Origin of the sequence: Pseudomonas sp. G166 (genome assembly GCF_037027455.2) — a bacterium.
Lineage (GTDB): Bacteria > Pseudomonadota > Gammaproteobacteria > Pseudomonadales > Pseudomonadaceae > Aquipseudomonas.
In genome coordinates this window covers 6284777-6305949 of sequence record NZ_CP146985.1, presented here as the reverse complement: position 1 = coordinate 6305949, position 21173 = coordinate 6284777, and the positions used below count along the sequence as shown (strand labels likewise).

The window sequence follows — 21173 nt, the reverse complement described above, 5'->3', positions numbered from 1 at the left end:
TCTGTCGATGTAGGATACAAGGCCTCCATTCTAGACATAGCGCCGTCTGGCGCCTAGCTGCCCATGCCCATTCAGAATTCTCCGTACCAAGCCTTCGCCACCCTGCTGAGCACCAGTGGTCATCCCGTCTCGCCTGCCGAACTGCACGGCCTGCTGCTCGGCCGTAGCTGCGCCGGCGCCGGCTTCGATGCCGACGGCTGGTTGGCCGATGCCGCCGAGCTGCTGGAAGGCGAGCCAGCGGACAACGTCCGCAACGCGCTTATCGGCCTGCAGGAAATGGTCAAGGGCGAGTTGACCAGTGACGACATGACTGTCGTCCTGCTGCTGCCCACCGACGACGCACCGTTGGCCGACCGCGCCGCGGCATTGGGCCAGTGGTGCCAGGGCTTCCTGGCCGGCTTCGGCCTGACCCGCCGCGAATACGCATTGAGCGATGAGGCCAAGGAAGTGTTGCAAGACTTGGCCGCGATCTCTCAGGTCCAGGATGCCCTGGAAGAGTCCGATGATGGTGAAAGCGACTACATGGAAGTGATGGAGTACCTGCGGGTCGCACCATTGCTATTGTTCACCGAGACCAAGAAAACCGATGCAGCGGCGACCAAACCGTCCTTGCATTGATTCTAGAGGGAACCCCGTCTGCCCATGATTCATATCCCGAAATCGGAATACAGCCGTCGCCGCAAGGCCTTGATGGCGCAGATGGAGCCCAACAGCATCGCAATCCTGCCCGCCGCCGCCGTTGCGATCCGCAACCGCGACGTCGAGCACGTCTACCGCCAGGACAGCGACTTCCAATACCTCAGCGGCTTCCCCGAGCCGCAAGCGGTGCTGGTGCTGATGCCTGGCCGGGCCCACGGCGAATACATCCTGTTCTGCCGCGAGCGCAACGCCGAACGTGAGTTGTGGGACGGCCTGCGGGCCGGCCAGGAAGGGGCGATCCGTGACTACGGCGCCGATGATGCGTTTCCCATCACCGATATCGACGACATCCTGCCGGGCCTGATCGAGGGCCGTGACCGGGTGTATTCGGCCATGGGCAGCAATCCTGAGTTCGACCGGCACTTGATGGAGTGGATCAACGTGATTCGCTCCAAGGCCCACCTCGGCGCCCAGCCGCCGAACGAATTCGTTGCCCTGGATCATCTGCTGCATGACATGCGCCTGTATAAATCGGCGGCAGAAGTGAAAGTGATGCGCGAGGCGGCACGGATTTCCGCCCAGGCGCACATCCGGGCGATGCAGGCGGCGCGGCCGGGGTTGTATGAATACAGCCTGGAAGCCGAGCTCGATTATGAATTTCGCAAGGGCGGGGCGAAGATGCCGGCCTATGGCTCGATCGTCGCGGCGGGGCGCAACAGTTGCATCCTGCATTACCAGCAGAACGACGCACTGCTCAAGGACGGCGACCTGGTGTTGATCGACGCCGGTTGTGAAATCGATTGCTATGCCAGTGACATCACCCGTACCTGGCCGGTCAACGGCAAGTATTCGCCCGAACAGAAGGCAATCTACGAAGTGGTGCTGGCGGCACAGGAAGCCGCATTTGCCGAGATTGCGCCGGACAAGCATTGGAACCAGGCCCATGAAGCGACAGTCCGGGTCATTACCGAGGGGCTGGTGCGACTTGGGCTGTTGGAAGGCGAAGTGGACGAATTGATCGCCAGCGAAGCCTACCGGGCCTTCTACATGCACCGTGCCGGTCACTGGCTGGGCATGGACGTGCATGACGTGGGCGAATACCGGGTTGGCGGCGAGTGGCGGGTACTGGAGGTCGGCATGACTCTCACCGTAGAGCCGGGCATCTACATCAGTCCGAACAACCGCAGCGTAGCGAAAAAATGGCGCGGCATTGGCGTGCGCATCGAGGATGACGTGGTAGTGACCAAAACCGGTTGTGAAATCCTGAGCCATGGCGTGCCGAAAACGGTCGCCGATATCGAGGCCCTGATGGCCGCTGCGCGGACGCAAGCGGCATGAGCCGGGTCAACCTGGCGATCGTCGGCGGCGGGCTGGTGGGTGCCAGCCTGGCGTTGGCCCTGCAAGCCGGCGCCAAGGCCCGGGGCTGGAAGATCATGCTGATCGAACCCTTCGCCCCCGGTGATACCTGGCAACCCAGCTACGATGCCCGTTCCTCGGCGCTGTCGTACGGGGCCCGACAGATCTATCAACGCTTGGGTGTCTGGCAGGAAATTTCCCGTCGCGCCGAGCCGATCAAGCAGATCCACGTGTCCGATCGCGGGAGATTCTCCACGGCGCGCTTGTCGGCCATGGAAGAAGGCGTGCCTGCCCTGGGCTACGTGGTGGAAAATGCCTGGCTCGGCCAGTGCCTGTGGCAAGGCTTGGACAAAGACGTGGTCAGTTGGCGCTGCCCGGCGCAGGTCACCCGGATGGAGCCGCTGGTCGGCGGCTATCGCTTGACCCTCAACGACGAAACCACCCTGGAATGCGACCTTGCCGTGCTGGCAGACGGTGGCCGCTCCAACCTGCGAGAGCAGTTGGGTATCGGCGTGCGCAATCGGCCTTATGACCAGAGCGCGTTGATTGCCAACATCACCCCCAGCGAAGCCCATAACGGCATGGCCTTCGAACGCTTCACCGACGATGGCCCGATGGCCTTGTTGCCCCTGCCGGAGAATCGCTGCGCGTTGGTCTGGACTCGCCAGGGCATGGACGCGCAACGGCTGGCTGCCCTCGACGAGCGCAGCTTCCTCAACGAATTGCAGAGTGTATTCGGGTATCGCCTGGGCACGCTGAAGCAGGTGGGGGCGCGGCATCTGTATCCGCTGGCGCTGGTGGAGGCCGAGGAACAGGTCCGTTCAAACCTGGCGATCCTGGGCAATGCCGCCCACAGCCTGCATCCGATTGCCGGGCAGGGGTTCAACCTGTCTCTGCGCGACGCCCAGGCCCTGGCCGACGCCTTGCTCGCCAGCGACAGCGAGCCGGGCGATTTTGCCGTGCTGCAAGCTTATCGCGAGCGCCAGCGAATGGATCAGACCCTGACCGTCGGGTTTTCCGACCAGGTCACGCGCCTGTTCAGCAGCAACCTGCCGCTGGTGTCCCTGGGGCGCAATCTCGGCCTGCTGGGCCTGGACCTGCTGCCGCCGGCCAAGCGCTGGTTCGCCCGCCAAGCCATGGGACTGGGAGTACGGCCCGATGCGTGAGGCATGGTTTGATCATTTTTCTCATGGGCGGCTCAGGTCGCCAGTACAACAGGCTTAAAGCATGGAATTGCGTGCAGATCTGCTGATTGTCGGCGCCGGAATGGTCGGCAGCGCCCTGGCGCTGGCGTTGCAGGGCAGTGGCCTGCAAGTGCTGTTGCTCGACGGCAGCCCGATGAGCGTCAAACCCTTCGATCCCCAGGCTGCGTTCGAGCCGCGGGTCAGTGCCTTGTCGACGGCCAGCCAGCGGATCCTCGATCGCCTGGGTGTCTGGGACGGCATCCTCGCCCGGCGCGCCAGCCCCTATACCGACATGCACGTCTGGGATGGCAGCGGTACCGGGCAGATTCATTTCTCGGCCGCCAGCCTGCATGCCGAGGTGCTCGGGCATATCGTTGAAAACCGTGTCGTGCAGGATGCCCTGTTGGACCGGCTGCATGACTGCGACCTGGGCTTGCTGGCCAATGCACGCCTGGAGCAGATGCGCCGCTCTGGCGATGACTGGCTGCTGACCCTGGCGGACGGGCGCACCTTGCGGGCACCGCTGGTCATCGCCGCCGATGGCGCGAATTCGGCTGTACGCCGCCTGACAGGCGTGGCAACGCGAGAATGGGATTACCTGCACCATGCCATCGTCACCAGTGTGCGCAGCGCCAAGCCCCATCGCACGACGGCCTGGCAACGTTTTACCGACAACGGCCCGCTGGCGTTCCTGCCACTGGAGCGCGACGGTCAGCACGATTGGTGCTCGATCGTCTGGTCCACTACCCCCGGCGAGGCGCAGCGCTTGATGGCGCTCGATGACACTGAGTTCTGCAGCGAGCTGGAACGGGCCTTCGAAGGTCAGCTCGGCACGGTGCTGAGTACCGACCCACGCCTGTGCGTACCGCTGCGTCAGCGTCACGCCAAGCGCTATGTGGCCGAGGGGCTGGCGTTGATCGGCGATGCGGCCCACACCATTCACCCGCTGGCTGGACAAGGGGTGAACCTGGGCTTCCTCGACGCCGCTGTGCTGGCCGAAGTGTTGTTGCAAGCGGCTGGGCGCGGCGAGCGACTGGCAGACGTGAAAGTGCTCAGCCGCTACGAGCGGCGACGCATGCCCCATAACCTGGCGTTGATGGCGGCGATGGAAGGTTTCGAGCGGTTGTTCCAGGCCGACCCACTGCCGGTGCGCTGGTTGCGTAATACCGGGCTGAAGCTGGTAGACCGCATGCCCGAGGCCAAGGCGCTGTTCGTGCGCGAGGCGCTGGGGTTGATTGGGGATTTACCGGATTTGGCCAAGGCCTAGATTTTTGTCGGGGCCAAAGGCCTCATCGCGGGCAAGCCTTGCTCCCACAGGTGTGCAATGTAGGACGAGCTTTTGTGGGAGCAAGGCTTGCCCGCGATTGCGGACGCAAAAAACAGCACATCTCAGAGCTGCAACATTTGGAAATGTGTCTGGCAACTGTTCGATTGAGATGCCAAATGTGAGTCCTTATCATTTGCGCTCGTTCATACATCGAGAGACCGCTCCTATGCTGGCACCCAAGCGCTTGCTGTCCGCCCTCGCCTTGACCCTGATCGGCACCACCGCCGCCCAGGCCGCCGATGAGGTGGTGGTCTACTCCTCGCGTATCGATGAGCTGATCAAGCCGGTCTTCGATGCCTACACCAAGAAAACCGGCGTATCGGTGAAGTTCATCACCGACAAGGAAGCGCCGCTGATGCAGCGGATCAAGGCCGAAGGCGAGAACGCCACCGCCGACCTGCTGCTCACCGTCGATGCCGGCAACCTCTGGCAGGCCGAGCAAATGGGCATTCTCCAGCCATTCACCTCCCCGGTGATCGACGCCAACATCCCATCCCAATACCGCGCCGCTTCCCATGCCTGGACCGGCTTGAGCCTGCGGGCGCGGACCATTGCCTACTCCACCGATCGGGTCAAACCCGGCGAACTGACCACCTACGAAGCCCTGGCCGGCAACGAATGGGAAGGCCGTCTGTGCCTGCGCACGTCGAAGAAGGTCTACAACCAGTCCCTGACCGCCACGCTGATCGAAACCCACGGCGCGGAAAAAACCGAGGAAATCATCAAGGGCTGGGTCAGGAACCTCTCCACTGACGTGTTCTCCGATGACACCGCGTTGCTCGAGGCGATCAACGCCGGCCAGTGCGATGTCGGCATCGTCAATACCTACTACTACGGTCGCCTGCACCAACAGAAGCCGGATCTGAAGGTCAAGCTGTTCTGGCCGAACCAGGCCGACCGTGGCGTGCATATCAACCTCTCGGGCATCGGCCTGACCAAACATGCCCCGCATCCGGAAGCTGCGAAACAACTGGTGGAGTGGATGACCACGCCTGAGGCGCAAAGCATCTTCGCCGACGTGAACCAGGAATTCCCGGCCAACCCGAAGGTGGAGCCCTCCAAGGAAGTTGCGGCTTGGGGCAAGTTCAAGGCCGACACCTTGCCGGTGGAAGTGGCGGGTAAGCGCCAGGCTGAAGCCATTCGCTTGATGGATCGCGCTGGCTGGAACTAGAAATCGGACAAAGCCTCTGTGGCGAGGGGATAAATCCCCTCGCCACGGGGCTTGTGGTCGGTCGGTCATTTAGGTTTAAACCTCTTCTTTACCCAGGCACGAACAGCACCACGCGTCATAAGATATGTGCCCGCGCCAACGCGCGGGCATCATCATTTAAACGAGAGCTCCCCTTGACCCACCCCGTCCAACGCCGCTGGTACCCTCTGGTCTTCGCCGTCGCCGCGCTGGTCCTGTTGCCCCTGAGTGTGTTGCTGTTGTCCTGGCAGAGCGTCGACCAGCAGATCTGGTCCCACCTGTGGGATACGCAGATGCCGCGTTTGTTGGGTAATACCCTCACGCTGATCCTGGGGGTGGGTTTCGGTGTGACGTTACTGGGTGTCAGCCTCGCCTGGCTCATCAGCTTGTGTGAGTTTCCTGGTCGACGTTGGCTGGACTGGGCATTGATGCTGCCATTTGCGATTCCCGCGTATGTGCTGGCGTTTGTCTTCGTCGGCCTGCTGGATTTCGCCGGCCCGGTGCAAACGCTGTTGCGTGAATGGTTCGGCAGCGGCTTGCGTCTGCCCCGGGTTCGTTCCACCGGCGGGGTGATCCTGGTGCTGGTCCTGGTGTTTTACCCTTATGTCTATCTACTGGCGCGAAGTGCATTCCTGGCCCAGGGCAAGGGGTTGATGGAAGCGGCCCGGGTGCTTGGGCAGACGCCATGGCAGGCATTCTGGCGAGTGGCGCTGCCGATGGCCCGGCCAGCGATCGGTGCGGGCGTGGCGCTGGCGCTGATGGAAACCCTGGCGGATTTCGGCGCGGTGTCGGTGTTCAACTTCGACACTTTCACCACCGCCATCTACAAGACCTGGTACGGCTTCTTCAGCCTCTCCAGTGCTGCGCAACTGGCCAGCCTGTTGCTGCTGGCGGTGATGCTGGTGCTTTACGGCGAACGCCGCGCCCGAGGCGCCCAGCGGGCCAGCAACGAGCGCCCCCGAGTCAAGGCGCTTTATCACTTGCGAGGTCTCAAGGCTGTGGCGGCCAGCGGCTGGTGCGCCCTGGTGTTTGCCTGTGCTTTCGTTATTCCGATGCTGCAACTGGTGGTGTGGTTCTGGCAGCGCGGGCGGTTCGATCTGGACGAGCGTTATGCCGGGCTGATCATCCATACCCTCTATCTGGGCGGGTTGGCGGCGCTGGTTACTGTTTGCGTCGCCTTGCTGTTGGCTTTCGCCCGGCGTCTGGCGCCGACCCGTCCCATTCGCGCTGGCGTTGGTCTGGCGAACCTGGGGTATGCCTTGCCCGGTTCGGTGTTGGCGGTGTCGATCATGCTTGCTTTCAGCTATCTGGATCGAGAGCTGGTCATCCCGTTGTCGACCTTGCTCGGTGGCGCGGGCAAGCCGTTATTGCTGGGCAGTCTGGCGGCGTTGTTGCTGGCGTATCTGGTGCGATTCCTGGCCGTGGCCTACGGTCCGCTGGAGAGCAGCCTGGCGCGAATTCGCCCGTCGTTGCCGGAAGCTGCTCGTAGCCTTGGGGTCAGTGGGCCGCGACTGTTTTTCAAAGTGTATCTGCCGTTGCTGTTGCCCGGGACCTTGAGCGCAGCGTTGCTGGTGTTCGTCGATGTGCTCAAGGAAATGCCCGCGACCCTGTTGATGCGCCCATTCGGCTGGGACACGCTGGCGGTACGGATTTTCGAAATGACCAGCGAAGGGGAGTGGGCGCGGGCTGCATTGCCGGCGCTGACCCTTGTGCTGGTGGGGCTGTTACCGGTCATCGGATTGATACGGCGTTCGGCCCATCGAAACAGCTAGGTGTCAGTCCTACGTCATGCGGCTACAATGCGCGGCATTCGGTGCGGTCCGTCTGTCGGACCGGGTAACTGAGAGTGGTTGAGAACGCCTTTTCTTCAAGGTGTCTACGCCGTGCAGTGCCCGTCCGCACCTTCGCCAAGCCCGGAAGGAGAAACCCATGGGACAGCGTACGCCTCTGTATGACCTTCATCTCGCCCTAGGCGCGAAGATGGTCGATTTTGGCGGTTGGGATATGCCTTTGCATTACGGTTCGCAGGTCGAAGAACACCATCAGGTGCGTCGCGACTGCGGTGTGTTCGATGTATCCCACATGACCGTGATCGACGTGGCCGGCCCTCAGGCCAAGGCCTGGTTGCAGCGCTTGCTGGCCAATGATGTCGATCGCTTGCAGGACACAGGACGTGCCTTGTACAGCACCATGCTCAACGAGCGCGGCGGCATCGTCGACGACATGATCATCTATCGGGTCGAGGACGGTTATCGTCTGGTCTTCAACGCTTCGACCCGCGATCAGGACCTGGCCTGGATGCAGGCGCAGTTGGGTGAGTACGACGTGCAACTGCATGAGCGTCCCGAACTGGCGATGCTGGCGATCCAGGGCCCCCAGGCCCGGCACAAGATCGCCGAGCTGGTCACGCAATCGCGTGGCCAGTTGATCCAGCAACTCAAACCCTTCGAAGGTCGCGCCGACGGTGACTGGTTCATTGCCCGAACCGGCTACACCGGTGAGGACGGGCTGGAAATTGTCTTGCCCGCCCACGAAGCCCCGAGTTTCTTCAATGATCTGGTGGGGGCCGGCATTTCTCCCATCGGTCTCGGGGCCCGCGATACCTTGCGCCTGGAGGCTGGCATGAACCTCTATGGCCAGGACATCCACCAGGGTGTTTCCCCGCTGGCCTCGAACATGGCCTGGAGCATAGCCTGGGAGCCGGCCAGTCGTCAGTTCATCGGTCGCAGTGCCCTGGAAGCCGAGCTCGCTGGCGGTGTGCAGCACAAACTGGTCGGCCTGGTGCTGGAGGAGCGGGGTGTTTTACGCGCCCATCAGGTGGTTCGCATCGCTGATGTTGGCGAAGGAGAGATCACCAGTGGTAGTTTTTCTCCTACGCTTAGCAAGTCGATTGCCTTGGCACGTGTTCCGATGGCGACCGCCGACCGTGCGGAGGTGGAGATTCGTGGCAAGTGGTACCCGGTGCGGGTGGTCAAGCCGACCTTCGTCCGCCATGGTAAAACCCTGATCTAACTTTTTGCGGCGGGCCGCTGGCCGCTGACACTTTCTCTTGAGGACACAGAGCATGAGTTTTATCCCTACCGATTTGCATTTTGCCGAAAGCCACGAGTGGGCGCGCCTGGAAGCTGACGGTACCGTCACCGTGGGCATCAGCGATCACGCACAGGAAGCTTTGGGCGATGTGGTGTTTGTCGAGCTGACTGAGGTCGGTAAGGTTTTTGCCGCAGGCGACCAGGCCGGCGTGGTGGAGTCGGTCAAAGCCGCTTCCGATATCTACGCCCCGATTGCCGGTGAAGTGATCGCGATCAACGAAGAACTGAGCGGTTCGCCGGAGCTGTTGAACTCTGATCCGTATGGCGCCTGGATCTTCAAGCTCAAGCCAAGCGACAAGGCCGAGCTGGACAAGCTGCTTGACGCAGCAGGCTACAAGACTGCTATCGGCGAGTAAGGCCGACTGTACCCTGTGGGAGCGAGCTTGCTCGCGATAGCGGTGGATCAGCAGCATTGATGTTGACTGACACACTGTTATCGCGAGCAAGCTCACTCCCACAGGGGGTTGGGGCAGCCTCTGGATATTCGCCAGGCAAAAAAATGCCGCTCAATCGAGCGGCATTTTTCATGGGCCTGGGGATCAGTCCTGGGCGACGGCGTTTTTCGCCAGGATCGCGTTGGCCAGTTCCATGTCGGTGGCTTGCAGGCCAGGGTTGTCGGCACGGACTTTCTGCATCGCTGCTTCCAGGTATGGACCACGGATACCGCCGTCACTGGCGACAAAGCTGCCGGCATCATCCTGGGCGGCGACGATCAGTTTGTGATCCTTGAAGGTCAGGTAGGTGGAACCGGTGGTCGCACCGGATGAGATGACGTTACGCCAAAACGTGTCGGCCATTGCCGAGCCAACAGGAAGAGACAGCAAGGCTAGGGTAGCGACAGCAAGTTTGAGACGCATGATAGGTGACTCCACTGGGTTAACTATGACTTTGGATTACCTGCGCCTCGATTCAGTTCCGTGACTTCTCAGTCAGCCCGCTCCACCTGCAGCACCGCGCCTTCCTGCGCGACCACCCTGACCCGCGTACCCACGGACGACTCGGGACCCTTGGCCAGCCAGACACTGTCAGCCACCTTGATCTTGCCGCGTCCATCGACAATCGCTTCATGAACCGGGAATACCTTGCCGATCAGCTCCTGTCCTCGCCGGTTGAGGTACGGTTGATCGCTTTCGCGAATGGCGCTGCGCTGGCGTCGCCACCAGTACAGTGCTGTCGCGATGGCGAACAGACCGAACAACAGGAACTGCAGCTCCCACGACATCTGCGGCAGGATGAAGGTCAGCAGGCCGACAGCTGCGGCGGCCATGCCGATCCACAGCAAGTAGCCGCCGGCGCCGAACACCTCAAGGATCAGCAGGATGACACCCAGCGCCAGCCAGTCCCAGTACGACATTTGTTGCAGGAACACCCACATACGCGCGCCTCAGGCTTTCTTGCTGTCAAAGGTGGCCTTGACGATCTCACCGATGCCGCCGACGGCACCGATGACCTGGCTGGCTTCCAGCGGCATCAGGATCACCTTGCTGTTATTGGCCGAGGCCAGGCGGCCCAGTGCATCGATGTATTTTTGCGCGACGAAGTAGTTCACGGCCTGGACATTTCCGTCGGCAATCGCCTGGGACACCACCTTGGTGGCCAGGGCCTCGGCTTCGGCCTGGCGTTCACGGGCCTCGGACTCCAGGAATGCGGCTTGGCGGCTGCCCTCTGCTTCAAGGATTTGCGCCTGTTTCTTGCCTTCGGCGGTGAGAATCGCCGACGCTCGCAGGCCTTCGGCCTCCAGGATCTGGGCGCGCTTGATTCGTTCGGCTTTCATCTGCCCCGACATGGCGGCCATCAGGTCGGCCGGTGGGCTGATGTCCTTGATCTCGATCCGGGTGATCTTGATACCCCACGGCGCCGTGGCTTCATCGACGGTGCGCAGCAGTTTTTCATTGATGCCGTCGCGCTGGCTCAGCATCGCGTCCAGCTCCATGGACCCCAGCACGGTGCGGATATTGGTTTGCAGCAGATTGCGGATGGCGTGTTCGAGGTTATTGACCTCGTAGGCAGCCTGGGCCGTATTGACCACCTGGAAGAAGCACACCGCGTCGATCTGCACCGTGGCGTTGTCGGCGGTGATGACTTCCTGGGGCGGGATGTCCAGCACGCTTTCCATGACGTTGATCTTGCGACCGATGCGATCCATCACCGGGATGATGATGTTCAGGCCAGGCTTGAGCGTATTGGTGTACCGGCCGAACCGTTCGACAGTCCACTGGTAGCCCTGGGGCACAACCTTGAAACCCATGAATAGAATGGCGATTACGAGGCCGACAAAAAGTAGAAGAACGCTACCGATCTGCATGACTGTTCCCTGTTCGGATTGAAATGACTTGCGAGCCCTGAGTGTAGGGCAAGCGGCCACTATCTTCCCTATGTAGGAACAAACCTATGTGGGAGCAAAGCTTGCTCGCGATGCAGGCGCCTCGCTTCCCCGGCAGACCGCGTCGTCTTCATCGTGGGCAAGCCCTGCTCCCACAGCGAGGATAGAGCTGCCGCTACTTCTGTTCGCTCTGTGGCGTCACGCGCAGGACCTCCTCGACAGTGGTCAAGCCAGCCGCCACCTTTTGTGCCCCCGAGAGCCGCAGGCTGCGCATACCCTCCTTGAACGCCTGGCGGCGCACCGCCAGCAGGTCGGTATCGGGGTGGATCAAGGCCTTGACGCTGTCGGTCAGTTGCATGATTTCGTAGACCCCGGCGCGCCCGCGATAACCGGTGTCGCGGCACTCCAGGCAGCCGACGGCCTGCTGGGCGTTGCTTGGCAATGGAGCCTGCCAGGGCCGGGTGAGGGTTTGCCAGTCGTCTTCGTCCAGGGTCAGGGGCGCCTTGCAATGCGGGCACAGGGTGCGCACCAGGCGCTGGGCCATGACCCCGAGCACCGTGGCCTTGATCAGGTAGTGGGGGACGCCGAGCTCCAGCAGGCGGCTGATGGCGCTTGGCGCATCGTTGGTGTGCAGGGTCGAGAGCACGAGGTGCCCGGTGAGGGCAGCCTGGATCGCCATTTCGGCGGTTTCCAGGTCACGGATCTCACCGATCATGATGATGTCCGGGTCTTGGCGCATCAGCGCGCGCACGCCGGCGGCGAAGGTCAGGTCGATGTTGTGCTGGACCTGCATCTGGTTGAAGGACGCCTCGACCATCTCGATCGGATCTTCGATGGTGCATAGGTTCACCTCCGGGGTCGCCAGCTTCTTGAGGGTGGTGTAGAGGGTCGTGGTCTTGCCCGAACCGGTCGGCCCGGTCACCAGGATGATGCCGTTGGGCTGGCGGGTCATGTCTTGCCAGCGGCGTAGGTCATCGGCGGAGAAGCCGAGTTGGTCGAAGTCCTTGAGCAGCACCTCAGGGTCGAAGATCCGCATGACCATTTTTTCGCCAAACGCCGTGGGTAAGGTCGACAAGCGCAACTCCACTTCGCCACCGTCCGGGGTCTTGGTCTTGACCCGGCCGTCCTGGGGTTTGCGTTTTTCCGCGACGTTCATCCGGCCCAGGCTCTTGAGTCGACTGATAATGGCCATCGTTACCTGCGGCGGGAACTGATAGACGGTATGCAGCACCCCGTCGATGCGAAACCGTACAGTGCCCTGTTCGCGACGCGGCTCGATGTGGATATCGCTGGCCCGCTGCTGGAAGGCGTACTGGAACAACCAATCGACGATATTGACGATATGCGCGTCGTTGGCGTCCGGCTCCTGGTCGCTGGCGCCCAGGTTGAGCAACTGTTCGAAATTGCTCAGGTTGCTCGGCTGCTGGTCGACTGTGTTGGCGCCGCTGACCGATTTGGCCAGGCGATAGAACTCCACGCTCAAGCGCTGGATATCCACCGGGTTGGCGACCACCCGCTGGACGGGCAGCTTGAGCACATGGGTCAGGTCCGCTTCCCAGCTGCTGACGTAGGGCTGGGCGCTGGCCACGGTGACGGCGTCGCGATCGACCGCCACCGCGAGGATTTTGTGGCGCTGGGCAAAGGCATAGGACATCAAGGGCGTCACGGCTGCCACGTTGATTTTCAGCGGGTCGATGCGCATGTAGGGCTGGCCGGCCTGCTGGGACAGCCACAGGGTCAGGCTCTCCAGGTCCAGGCGTTTGCCGGGGCGACTGAGATCGTCCAGGTGCTGGTTGGCGATGAACTCCAATGGATGCAACTGGGAATTGGCGCTATGGCGTCGGCGGGCATTGAGCGCGGTTTCGGCTGAATCCTGACTGATGAAGCCCTGGGCGACCAGTTGGCGCAGCAGATCGTTGAGGTCCAGCCAGCGGTCCTGAGTGGCGTGTTTGGTGGACATGTGGGTTCCTATTGGACAAATTGCAGCAAAGCCGCGATACAGACGCTTCGGCGTCCTGGCTCGGTCTGCAAAAGAATAGTCCCGACCCTATGGACCGTTGGGCCACTACCCGACCAATGCGTTTCGAATTCTTGCCTGGGCGCCTTCAGCCTGCCGCCTGGATCGGCTCAACCCGCGCAATAGCAGCGTCTTGCAGGTCCACCGAACACACGCTGATCAAGTTACGCAATTTTTCCGCGAGGACCTGGGCACGATGCCAGCTCAGTCCGTCCAGGATGACCTCCAACGACAGCAAGTCGTCGTGGCGCTCGACGTGCGCCCACTGCGGTGTCAGGCCCTGCAGGGCGAATAGGTTCAATGCCCGGCACAGCAGATCCGGTTCGGCTTCGGCCAGTAAATGGTATTGCACGCGGCAATGGGCATTTGCGCTGTGCCAGACGTCGGCGCGAGTCGGGGCCGTGGCAACGGCTTCGAATGGGGGCATGTTCGGTCTCCTTGGGTACGGGAGAAATATTTACATGCGCTGCCCGGTATTTCTTATCTAAGATGAGTGATTTAGCGATAAGCGGGAATTGTATGATTCTTGTAATGGCGTATTTGGGGTTTGTTAATGCATAGCGAGCTGGATAACTACGACCGCAGGATACTGGCACTGCTGCAAGAAGATGCTTCGCTGTCCAGTGCGCAGATCGCCGAGCAGGTAGGCTTGTCCCAATCGCCATGCTGGCGACGGATTCAGCGGATGAAGGAGGAGGGGATCATTCGTGGCCAGGTGACGTTGCTGGATCGCAAGAAAATCGGCCTCAATACGCAAATCTTCGCCGAAATCAAACTCAATGCCCACGGCCGGTCGAATTTCACCGAATTCACCGAAGCGATTCGCGGTTTTCCCGAAGTGCTGGAGTGTTACGTGCTGATGGGGTCGGTGGATTTCCTGCTGCGTATCGTCACGGCAGACATCGAGGCCTATGAGCGGTTTTTTTTCGAGAAGCTATCGATGGTGCCGGGGATCCAGGAAGTGAACTCGATCGTGGCGCTTTCGGAAATCAAATCGACGACGAGTTTGCCGGTGATGCGCTGAGCTTGTTTTTTCGGTGTCTGTGCCGGCCCCATCGCGAGCAAGCTCGCTCCCACATGGGGACTCTGACGTACACAGATAGTGTGTTCGCTGAAGATCCACTGTGGGAGCGAGCTTGCTCGCGATAGCAATATTACAGGCGCAGCAGATGCTGGAGGTTACAGACGCAGCAAAGTCTTCCAGGCCCGATTCTGGTAAACCGCAATCGCCTGTTGTTTACGCGCATCCAGCGCTTCGTCGGTGATCGGTGCGTTAGCCAACTGCGCCAGTTTATTCAGCTCACCGTAGAGGCGATCCATTTCCGGGATCTCCAGCACATGACGGGCGTGGTGGAGCCAGGCCTGGATGCGTTCGATGCGCGGCAGTTGCTCGGCGAGGTCTTCCGGCTGCTGCTGATAGCGTTGCAATTGCAGGGACGAGGATTCTTCGCCCAGCAGGCGTGGCAACCAACTGCCCAGTTGCGCGGCACCCTGGCGATTGCCGCGGGTGTTGCGCTCGGCGGCCCAGCTACGAGCCAGCAGCCAGCGTGAAGTGTTGAGGGAAAACAGGCCCCAGCGCGGGTCTTGCAGTTCTTCGAGGAACTGTTCTGGCGCAGCCTTGCGTACGTCTTCGTCGTCCAGGCCGGCCTGGACCAGCGGGCGCCAGTCTTCCAGCAGGGCGTCGAGTGCCACGCGCAAATCATGCGTCGATTGGCGCGGTGCGGCCTGGCCGAGGCTGCTGAGCAGGGCGCGCAATTCGGCGAGGTTTTCCACCCAGTCCTGCAACAGGCGCCAGTGGCCATTGAAACGATATTGCTCGGCCAGGCGCTGGCTGCTGCCGAGCAAATGCCAGCTCAGCGCGGCGAAGGCGTCGTCCAGCGGCGTTTCGGCGGTCAGTTGCGGGGCCGGCAGGCTCAGGGCATAGCTGCCCGCGTCATACAGGCGATAGCCACGCTCGGCCTTGCTGATGTCGCAGGGCATCAACGGCAGGGTCGCGGCCAGTTCAGCGGCCAGTTCCAGCAGCGCGGCGGGCTCGCCTTCGCGCAGCTCCAGCTCCAGCTCGCAGATTTCTTCCTTCTGCTTGCCGACCACCACGTGGCCCAGGTCCAGCGCGGCTTCGATAACCACTTTGCTCTTGCCACGACCCCAGGCGATTTCGGCGCGTTCGCGGACGAAATCGGTGGTGAAGATGGCCTTGAGGGTTTTCTTGTCCAGTTCGGCCAAGGTCTCGGGCCAGCACTCGCCGTCGAGCTTCTTCAGATCGAGCTTGGCCTTGGGCAGGTGCCAGTCGTATTCGTTGCGCTCGGACAGGCCGGCGATGCTCTGGCCACGGGTCTTGAGGGTCTGGATCACCTCTTCGCCGTCGCGACGCAGGCGCAGGGCAACCTTGGCCCGGGCCAGGTCACGCCCAGGCGTGTCGAAGTACTGGTTCATCAATTCATGGCGTTCCCAGCCACTCTTGTTGCGTTTTTTCAGCAGCGGGTGCTCGCGCAGGGCTGCCAGGGTCTCGCGGCTGACGCGGAGTTTGATTTCGGTTTCTTTCTGCATGGCCGGAAAATCCAGGGATCGGGTGCGCAGCCGGGGGAAGGTGTGGCTGCCAAGGCCGTGCAGTGTACAGGACTCACTCATCCTACGCGCCGTGGCGGTTTATTCCTTGCTCCAGATGGTTCTATGATGGACATCAACTTGTAAGCCCGGAGCCAGCGATGCCTTTGCCGTCCATGAAAGATCAGTTCGCTGCCCTGATCGCCGCGCCTTCGGTCAGCTGTACCCAGCCTGGGCTGGACCAGTCCAACAGTGCCGTGATCGAGCTGCTGGCGGGCTGGCTCAGCGACCTGGGGTTCTCCTGCGATATCCAGCAGGTCAGCCCTGGCAAATTCAACCTGCTGGCCAGTTTCGGCAGCGGTCCCGGTGGCCTGGTGCTGGCCGGCCATAGCGATACGGTGCCGTTCGACGGCGCGTTGTGGCAGACCGATCCGCTGAAACTCACCGAGGTCGATGGCCGCTGGGTTGGCTTGGGTAGCTGCGACATGAAAGGCTTTTTCGCCTTGGCGATCGAAGCGGTCAAGCCGCTGCTGGACCAACCGTTCAGGCAACCACTGCTGATCCTCGCCACCTGCGATGAAGAAAGCTCCATGGCCGGCGCCCGGGCCCTGGCCGATGCCGGGCGTCCATTGGGGCGCGCGGCGGTAATCGGTGAGCCAACCGGCCTCAAGCCTATCCGCCTGCACAAAGGCGTGATGATGGAGCGCATCGACATTCTCGGGCGTAGCGGTCATTCCTCCGACCCGAGCCTGGGCCACAGTGCCCTGGAAGCCATGCACGACGCCATGGGCGAACTGCGCGGCCTGCGCCTGCAATGGCAGCGTGAATTCCGTAACCCGCAATTCACGGTGCCGCAGCCGACCCTGAACTTCGGCTGCATCCACGGCGGCGACAACCCCAACCGGATTTGCGGCCAGTGCTCAATGGAGTTCGACCTGCGGCCCTTGCCCGGCATGGACCCGCAAGTGTTGCGGGCGGCGATCCAGCAGAAACTCGACCCCATCGCCGAACGCCATAAAGTCAAGATCGACTACGCACCGCTGTTCCCCGAAGTGCCACCATTCGAGCAGGCCGAAGACTGCGAGCTGGTACGGGTGGCCGAGCGACTCACCGGTCATCGTGCCGAAGCAGTGGCGTTCGGCACCGAAGCGCCTTATCTTCAGCGCCTTGGCTGCGAAACCCTGGTGCTCGGTCCTGGTGATATCGCCTGCGCCCACCAACCGGGCGAGTACCTTGAAATGTCACGTTTGCAACCTACCGTACAATTGTTGCGGCAGTTGATCGGACATTACTGCCTGACGCCGGCTACGGCTGGCTAAATTGCCCACATCCGGGCCCGTATTCTTGAGGAGAGCGCGCGTGTCGCCAAGCCTGTTCCGACGATAACCACCAGCCCGCTGTGCGTTCCGTTTCGTCTTTTTTCGGCTGTTATTTATTACAGGCCCAGGTTCATGCCCGAATACGTCAATTGGCTTCGTCACGCTTCGCCCTACATCAACGCCCACCGCGATTGCACCTTTATCGTCATGCTGCCCGGCGACGGGGTGGAACACCCTAACTTCGGCAACATCGTCCATGACCTGGTGCTGCTGCACAGTCTCGGCGTGCGCCTGGTGCTGGTCCATGGTTCGCGTCCGCAGATCGAAACCCGCCTCGCTGCACGAGGCCTCACCCCCCATTACCACCGCGGCATGCGCATTACCGATGCGGCCACACTGGAATGTGTGATCGATGCGGTCGGCCAGTTGCGCATCGCCATCGAAGCACGCCTGTCCATGGACATGGCGTCCTCGCCAATGCAGGGCTCGCGGCTGCGGGTCGCCAGCGGCAACCTGGTCACCGCGCGCCCGATCGGTGTGCTGGAAGGCGTGGATTACCACCACACCGGCGAAGTCCGTCGAGTCGATCGCAAGGGCATCAATCGCCTGCTGGACGAACGCTCCATCGTGCTGCTGTCGCCGTTGGGCTATTCGCCTACCGGGGAGATTTTCAACCTCGCCTGCGAAGACGTCGCCACCCGGGCGGCCATCGACCTGGCAGCCGACAAGCTGCTGCTGTTCGGTGCCGAGCAGGGGTTGATCGGCGAAGACGGTCGGTTGGTGCGTGAATTGCGCCCGCAACAGGTCCCGGCCCACATGCAACGGCTGGGCAGCGACTATCAGGCCGAACTGTTGGATGCGGCGGCACAGGCATGTCGTGGCGGCGTGGCCCGCAGCCATATCGTCAGTTATGTCGAAGACGGTGCATTGCTGGCCGAGCTGTTCACTCGCGATGGCAGCGGTACGCTGGTGGCCCAGGAACAATTCGAGGTGGTACGCGAAGCGGCCATCGAGGACGTTGGCGGCTTGCTGGACCTGATCAGTCCGCTGGAGGAGCAGGGGATCCTGGTTCGGCGTTCCCGCGAAGTGCTGGAGCGTGAGATCGAACAGTTCAGCGTGGTCGAGCGCGAAGGCATGATCATCGCCTGCGCCGCGCTGTACCAGATCGCCGATTCGGACGCCGGGGAGTTGGCTTGCCTGGCGGTGAACCCGGAGTACCGCCACGGGGGGCGCGGTGACGAATTGCTGGAGCGGATCGAAACCCGGGCCCGGGCCAAGGGGCTCAAGACGCTGTTCGTGCTGACGACGCGGACCGCCCACTGGTTCCGTGAACGTGGCTTTGAACCCAGCAGTGTCGAGCGACTGCCAGCGGCGCGGGCTTCGCTCTACAACTACCAGCGCAATTCGAAAATCTTCGAAAAGTCTTTGTAAGCGGCCTTAGGAAAGCTTGCGCTGGCGCGATCTTCTTGATTTCAGACAATGAGCAGCTAGTCTGGAACACGTCAAGATCGCGGCATGCGCGAGCTGTCGTGACAGGATCGAAGGCGCAGGAGGCGCGTAAACATATCTCGTCGCCAAGAATTCGCGGGCCTCGTAAATTCCCGACGAATCATCGTTCAGTAATTCCCTGCGTCGCCGATAAGTCATGTCACGGCTTGATGGTGCTGTGATGGCGACCATATGTCGAAATGAGCTGAAAACTATTGAAACAATTCTTTTTGGAATTATAAAGAATCCATTATCCTGCGGGCCGGTGTAGCAGGGTTAGACCATAGTCGTAGTCACAAATGGTTACGATTGACTTGTCAGTCACGGTCTGGCGCTAATCGCGCATCCGCGGAATCCGGGCGTTCGATCCGGAACCAAAGACACACAAGAATTAGAAAACGAGAGGAGCGAAGCATGAACAAGTCCACCTTGGCCCTGGCTGTGGCCGTTGGGGTTTTGGCGCAGCAGGCAGGCGCCGCCGGTTTTATCGAAGACAGCAAGGCGTCTGTCAGTTCTCGTACCCTGTACTTCAATAACGATAACCATGAAACGGGTAGCGAGGACCTGCGCGAAACGGGCACCGGCCTCAAGTTCGACTACAAGTCCGGCTTCACTCAAGGTGTTGTTGGCTTCGGTATCGACGCCCAGGCGCTGGTTGGTATTCGTCTCGATGGCGGCCGGGGCCGTAACAACGGCTCCTATATGCCAGCCGATACTGATGGTTCGGCGGTACATGATTGGAGCCGTCTGTCCGGTAACGTAAAAGCGCTTTTCTCCAAGACCGAGGCCCACCTGGGCGGTGCCCTGGCGCCTAACCTGCCGATCCTGGTCGCCAACGATAGTCGTCTGCTGCCGCAGACCTTTGAAGGTGGCACCATCACCTCCAAGGAAATCGACAACGTCACGTTCAACGCCGGTCAGTTGGAACACGCTACAGGTCGTGCATCGAGCAACAGCACCGGCCTGGCAGTGGCGGGCGGTACCCAGGACAGCAACCAGTTCCGCTTTGGCGGTGCTGACTGGAAGGTCACCAAAGACCTGACGCTGCAGTACTACTACGCCAACCTGCAGGATTACTACAAGCAACACTTCCTGGGCGCGGTGCATGTTTTCCCGATCAGCGAAGGTCAATCCTTCAAGACTGACCTGCGCTACTTCGACAGCAGCTCCGATGGTCGCAACGGGGACGCGGGTTATCGGTTCAGCAACAACGGCGGTTATGCCAAGCATGCGGGCGAGGTCGATAACAAGACCTGGAGCGCGATGTTCACTTACACCCTGGGCGGCAGCGCCTTCCTGTTGGGTCACCAGCAAGTCGGTGATGACGGTGGCTTCGTATACCTGAACCAGGGCAACGTGGTTAACGGCAACGGTCGTCCCGAAGGTGCCGGCGGCGCGAGCTTCTACCTGTTCACCGACAGCATGATCAACGGGTTTGTCCGTGCCGGTGAAAACACCACCTTCGGCCAATACTCCTACGACTTCGCTTCCTTGGGCGTTCCAGGCCTGAAAGCCTCGGTTGCCTACCTGCGTGGTGACGACGTCAAATCCGCCAGCGCCAGCGGAAGCGATTACTCCGAGTGGGAACGCGACATGCGTGTGGATTACGTAATCCAGCAAGGTGCGTTGAAAGGCTTCGGCACTACCCTGCGTCAGGGTACCTACCGCAGTAGCGGTGTAGGCGACAGCCAGGATCAGACCCGCCTGATCTTCAACTACACTTACAACTTCATGTAAGACGTAGCGAAGTAAAAAAAGCCCCGCCCGGCAACACGCCGGGCGGGGCTTTTGCGTTTTCGAGTCAGGCCCACCCCTGTAGCCTTTCTCGAAACCTCTCCTCTTTTCAGCAACTCGAGGCCTTCTCGAACCTCGCTGACGATCTTGGTCCCGCCGGCGATGTGATACCAGTGAACAGTTTTTTATATTTCTAATAGCTCTAAATAAATCAATATTTATTCTTTTTAAAGCCGTCGAAACCGGTGCACAGTTGAGCTCAACAAGACCTTATCCAGGAGCCGCACCATGAGTCTCAGACTGGGCGACATCGCCCCCGACTTCGAACAGGATTCCAGCGCCGGCAAGATCCGTTTCCACGAATGGCTCGGCGACAGCTGGGGTGTGCTGTTTTCCCACCCGGCGGATTTCACGCCGGTGTGCACCACCGAACTGGGCTTCACCGCCAAACTCAAGGATGAGTTCGCCAAGCGCGGCGTCAAGGCCATTGCCCTCTCGGTTGACCCGGTGGACTCGCATCACAAATGGATCGAGGACATCAACGAAACTCAGAACACTGTCGTCAACTTCCCGATCCTGGCCGACGCCGACCGCAAAGTGTCTGACCTGTACGACCTGATCCACCCCAATGCCAGCGATACCTTGACCGTGCGTTCACTGTTCGTGATCGACCCGAACAAGAAGATTCGCCTGACCATCACTTACCCGGCCAGCACCGGGCGCAATTTCCACGAAATCCTGCGGGTGATCGATTCCTTGCAATTGACCGATAACTACAAAGTTGCCACCCCGGCCAACTGGCAGGACGGTGATGAAGTGGTAATCGTGCCGTCGCTCAAGGACGAAGAGGAGCTCAAACAGCGCTTCCCCAAAGGCTATCGCGCCGTGAAGCCCTACCTGCGCCTGACCCCGCAGCCCAATCGCTGACGCAAAACCTGAACCTGTGGGAGCGAGCTTGCTC

General features: G+C 61.2%; 19 protein-coding genes. 13 read left to right on the top strand and 6 right to left on the bottom strand.

Annotated elements, in window-relative coordinates; genetic code table 11:
* Positions 1-63 precede the first annotated feature (63 nt).
* The 8 genes from SGN16_RS28040 to gcvH all read left to right on the top strand — a co-directional run bounded on the left by SGN16_RS28040 (position 64) and on the right by gcvH (position 9143).
* Entirely contained in the window at positions 64-618 is a 555-nt protein-coding gene (locus SGN16_RS28040; RefSeq protein ID WP_210641936.1) for a YecA family protein, read from the top strand.
* Between the two features lie 24 nt (positions 619-642).
* Positions 643-1977 carry a Xaa-Pro aminopeptidase gene (pepP, locus tag SGN16_RS28035; protein WP_210641934.1) on the top strand — a complete coding sequence of 445 codons (1335 nt, stop codon included), beginning with the start codon at positions 643-645 and terminating at the stop codon, positions 1975-1977.
* Entirely contained in the window at positions 1974-3161 is a 1188-nt protein-coding gene (gene ubiH / locus SGN16_RS28030) for a 2-octaprenyl-6-methoxyphenyl hydroxylase (RefSeq protein ID WP_335944635.1), read from the top strand. Before pepP ends, ubiH begins: the two co-directional genes overlap by 4 nt.
* Positions 3162-3228: 67 nt before the next feature.
* Entirely contained in the window at positions 3229-4446 is a 1218-nt protein-coding gene (locus SGN16_RS28025; protein ID WP_210645454.1) for a 2-octaprenyl-3-methyl-6-methoxy-1,4-benzoquinol hydroxylase, read from the top strand.
* 226 nt (positions 4447-4672) lie between these two features.
* Entirely contained in the window at positions 4673-5677 is a 1005-nt protein-coding gene (locus SGN16_RS28020; protein ID WP_335944634.1) for an extracellular solute-binding protein, read from the top strand.
* Positions 5678-5850: 173 nt separating this feature from the next.
* Positions 5851-7467, top strand: a complete 1617-nt coding sequence (locus tag SGN16_RS28015) for an iron ABC transporter permease (RefSeq protein ID WP_335944633.1) — start codon at positions 5851-5853, stop codon at positions 7465-7467.
* A 157-nt stretch (positions 7468-7624) separates the two neighbouring features.
* Entirely contained in the window at positions 7625-8707 is a 1083-nt protein-coding gene (gene gcvT / locus SGN16_RS28010; RefSeq protein ID WP_210641925.1) for a glycine cleavage system aminomethyltransferase GcvT, read from the top strand.
* Positions 8708-8759: 52 nt separating this feature from the next.
* Positions 8760-9143, top strand: a complete 384-nt coding sequence (gene gcvH / locus SGN16_RS28005) for a glycine cleavage system protein GcvH (protein WP_210641923.1) — start codon at positions 8760-8762, stop codon at positions 9141-9143.
* Positions 9144-9326: 183 nt separating this feature from the next.
* On the opposite strand, the gene SGN16_RS28000 is transcribed toward gcvH, so the two are convergent.
* The 5 genes from SGN16_RS28000 to SGN16_RS27980 form a co-directional block, all read right to left on the bottom strand.
* Positions 9327-9647, bottom strand: a complete 321-nt coding sequence (locus tag SGN16_RS28000; protein WP_170846005.1) for a DUF2388 domain-containing protein — start codon at positions 9645-9647, stop codon at positions 9327-9329.
* 65 nt (positions 9648-9712) lie between these two features.
* A complete protein-coding gene (locus tag SGN16_RS27995; protein ID WP_210641921.1) occupies positions 9713-10162 on the bottom strand; it encodes an NfeD family protein in 450 nt (149 codons plus the stop codon).
* A 9-nt stretch (positions 10163-10171) separates the two neighbouring features.
* Positions 10172-11092, bottom strand: a complete 921-nt coding sequence (locus SGN16_RS27990) for an SPFH domain-containing protein (protein WP_335944632.1) — start codon at positions 11090-11092, stop codon at positions 10172-10174.
* A gap of 193 nt (positions 11093-11285) precedes the next feature.
* Complete coding sequence (locus SGN16_RS27985) at positions 11286-13070, bottom strand: GspE/PulE family protein (protein ID WP_210641918.1); 1785 nt, start codon at positions 13068-13070, stop codon at positions 11286-11288.
* 145 nt (positions 13071-13215) lie between these two features.
* Complete coding sequence (locus tag SGN16_RS27980; protein ID WP_335944631.1) at positions 13216-13554, bottom strand: hypothetical protein; 339 nt, start codon at positions 13552-13554, stop codon at positions 13216-13218.
* A gap of 126 nt (positions 13555-13680) precedes the next feature.
* On the opposite strand from SGN16_RS27980, the gene SGN16_RS27975 reads away from it, so the two are divergent.
* Positions 13681-14151, top strand: a complete 471-nt coding sequence (locus SGN16_RS27975) for an Lrp/AsnC family transcriptional regulator (protein ID WP_210641914.1) — start codon at positions 13681-13683, stop codon at positions 14149-14151.
* Between the two features lie 155 nt (positions 14152-14306).
* Here the strand turns inward: SGN16_RS27975 and SGN16_RS27970 are convergent, their stop codons facing one another.
* Positions 14307-15674, bottom strand: a complete 1368-nt coding sequence (locus tag SGN16_RS27970) for a CYTH domain-containing protein (RefSeq protein WP_335944664.1) — start codon at positions 15672-15674, stop codon at positions 14307-14309.
* Positions 15675-15832: 158 nt separating this feature from the next.
* On the opposite strand from SGN16_RS27970, the gene argE reads away from it, so the two are divergent.
* From argE to SGN16_RS27950, 4 genes are all read left to right on the top strand, one after another.
* Positions 15833-16990 carry an acetylornithine deacetylase gene (argE, locus tag SGN16_RS27965; protein WP_335944630.1) on the top strand — a complete coding sequence of 386 codons (1158 nt, stop codon included), beginning with the start codon at positions 15833-15835 and terminating at the stop codon, positions 16988-16990.
* A gap of 132 nt (positions 16991-17122) precedes the next feature.
* The gene (gene argA / locus SGN16_RS27960) at positions 17123-18421 is read left to right on the top strand and encodes an amino-acid N-acetyltransferase (protein ID WP_210641911.1); all 1299 of its coding nucleotides are present in this window, start codon (positions 17123-17125) and stop codon (positions 18419-18421) included.
* A gap of 471 nt (positions 18422-18892) precedes the next feature.
* Positions 18893-20215, top strand: a complete 1323-nt coding sequence (locus SGN16_RS27955) for an OprD family porin (protein WP_210641909.1) — start codon at positions 18893-18895, stop codon at positions 20213-20215.
* Positions 20216-20500: 285 nt separating this feature from the next.
* A complete protein-coding gene (locus tag SGN16_RS27950; protein WP_210641907.1) occupies positions 20501-21139 on the top strand; it encodes a peroxiredoxin in 639 nt (212 codons plus the stop codon).
* The last annotated feature ends 34 nt before the right edge of the window (positions 21140-21173 follow it).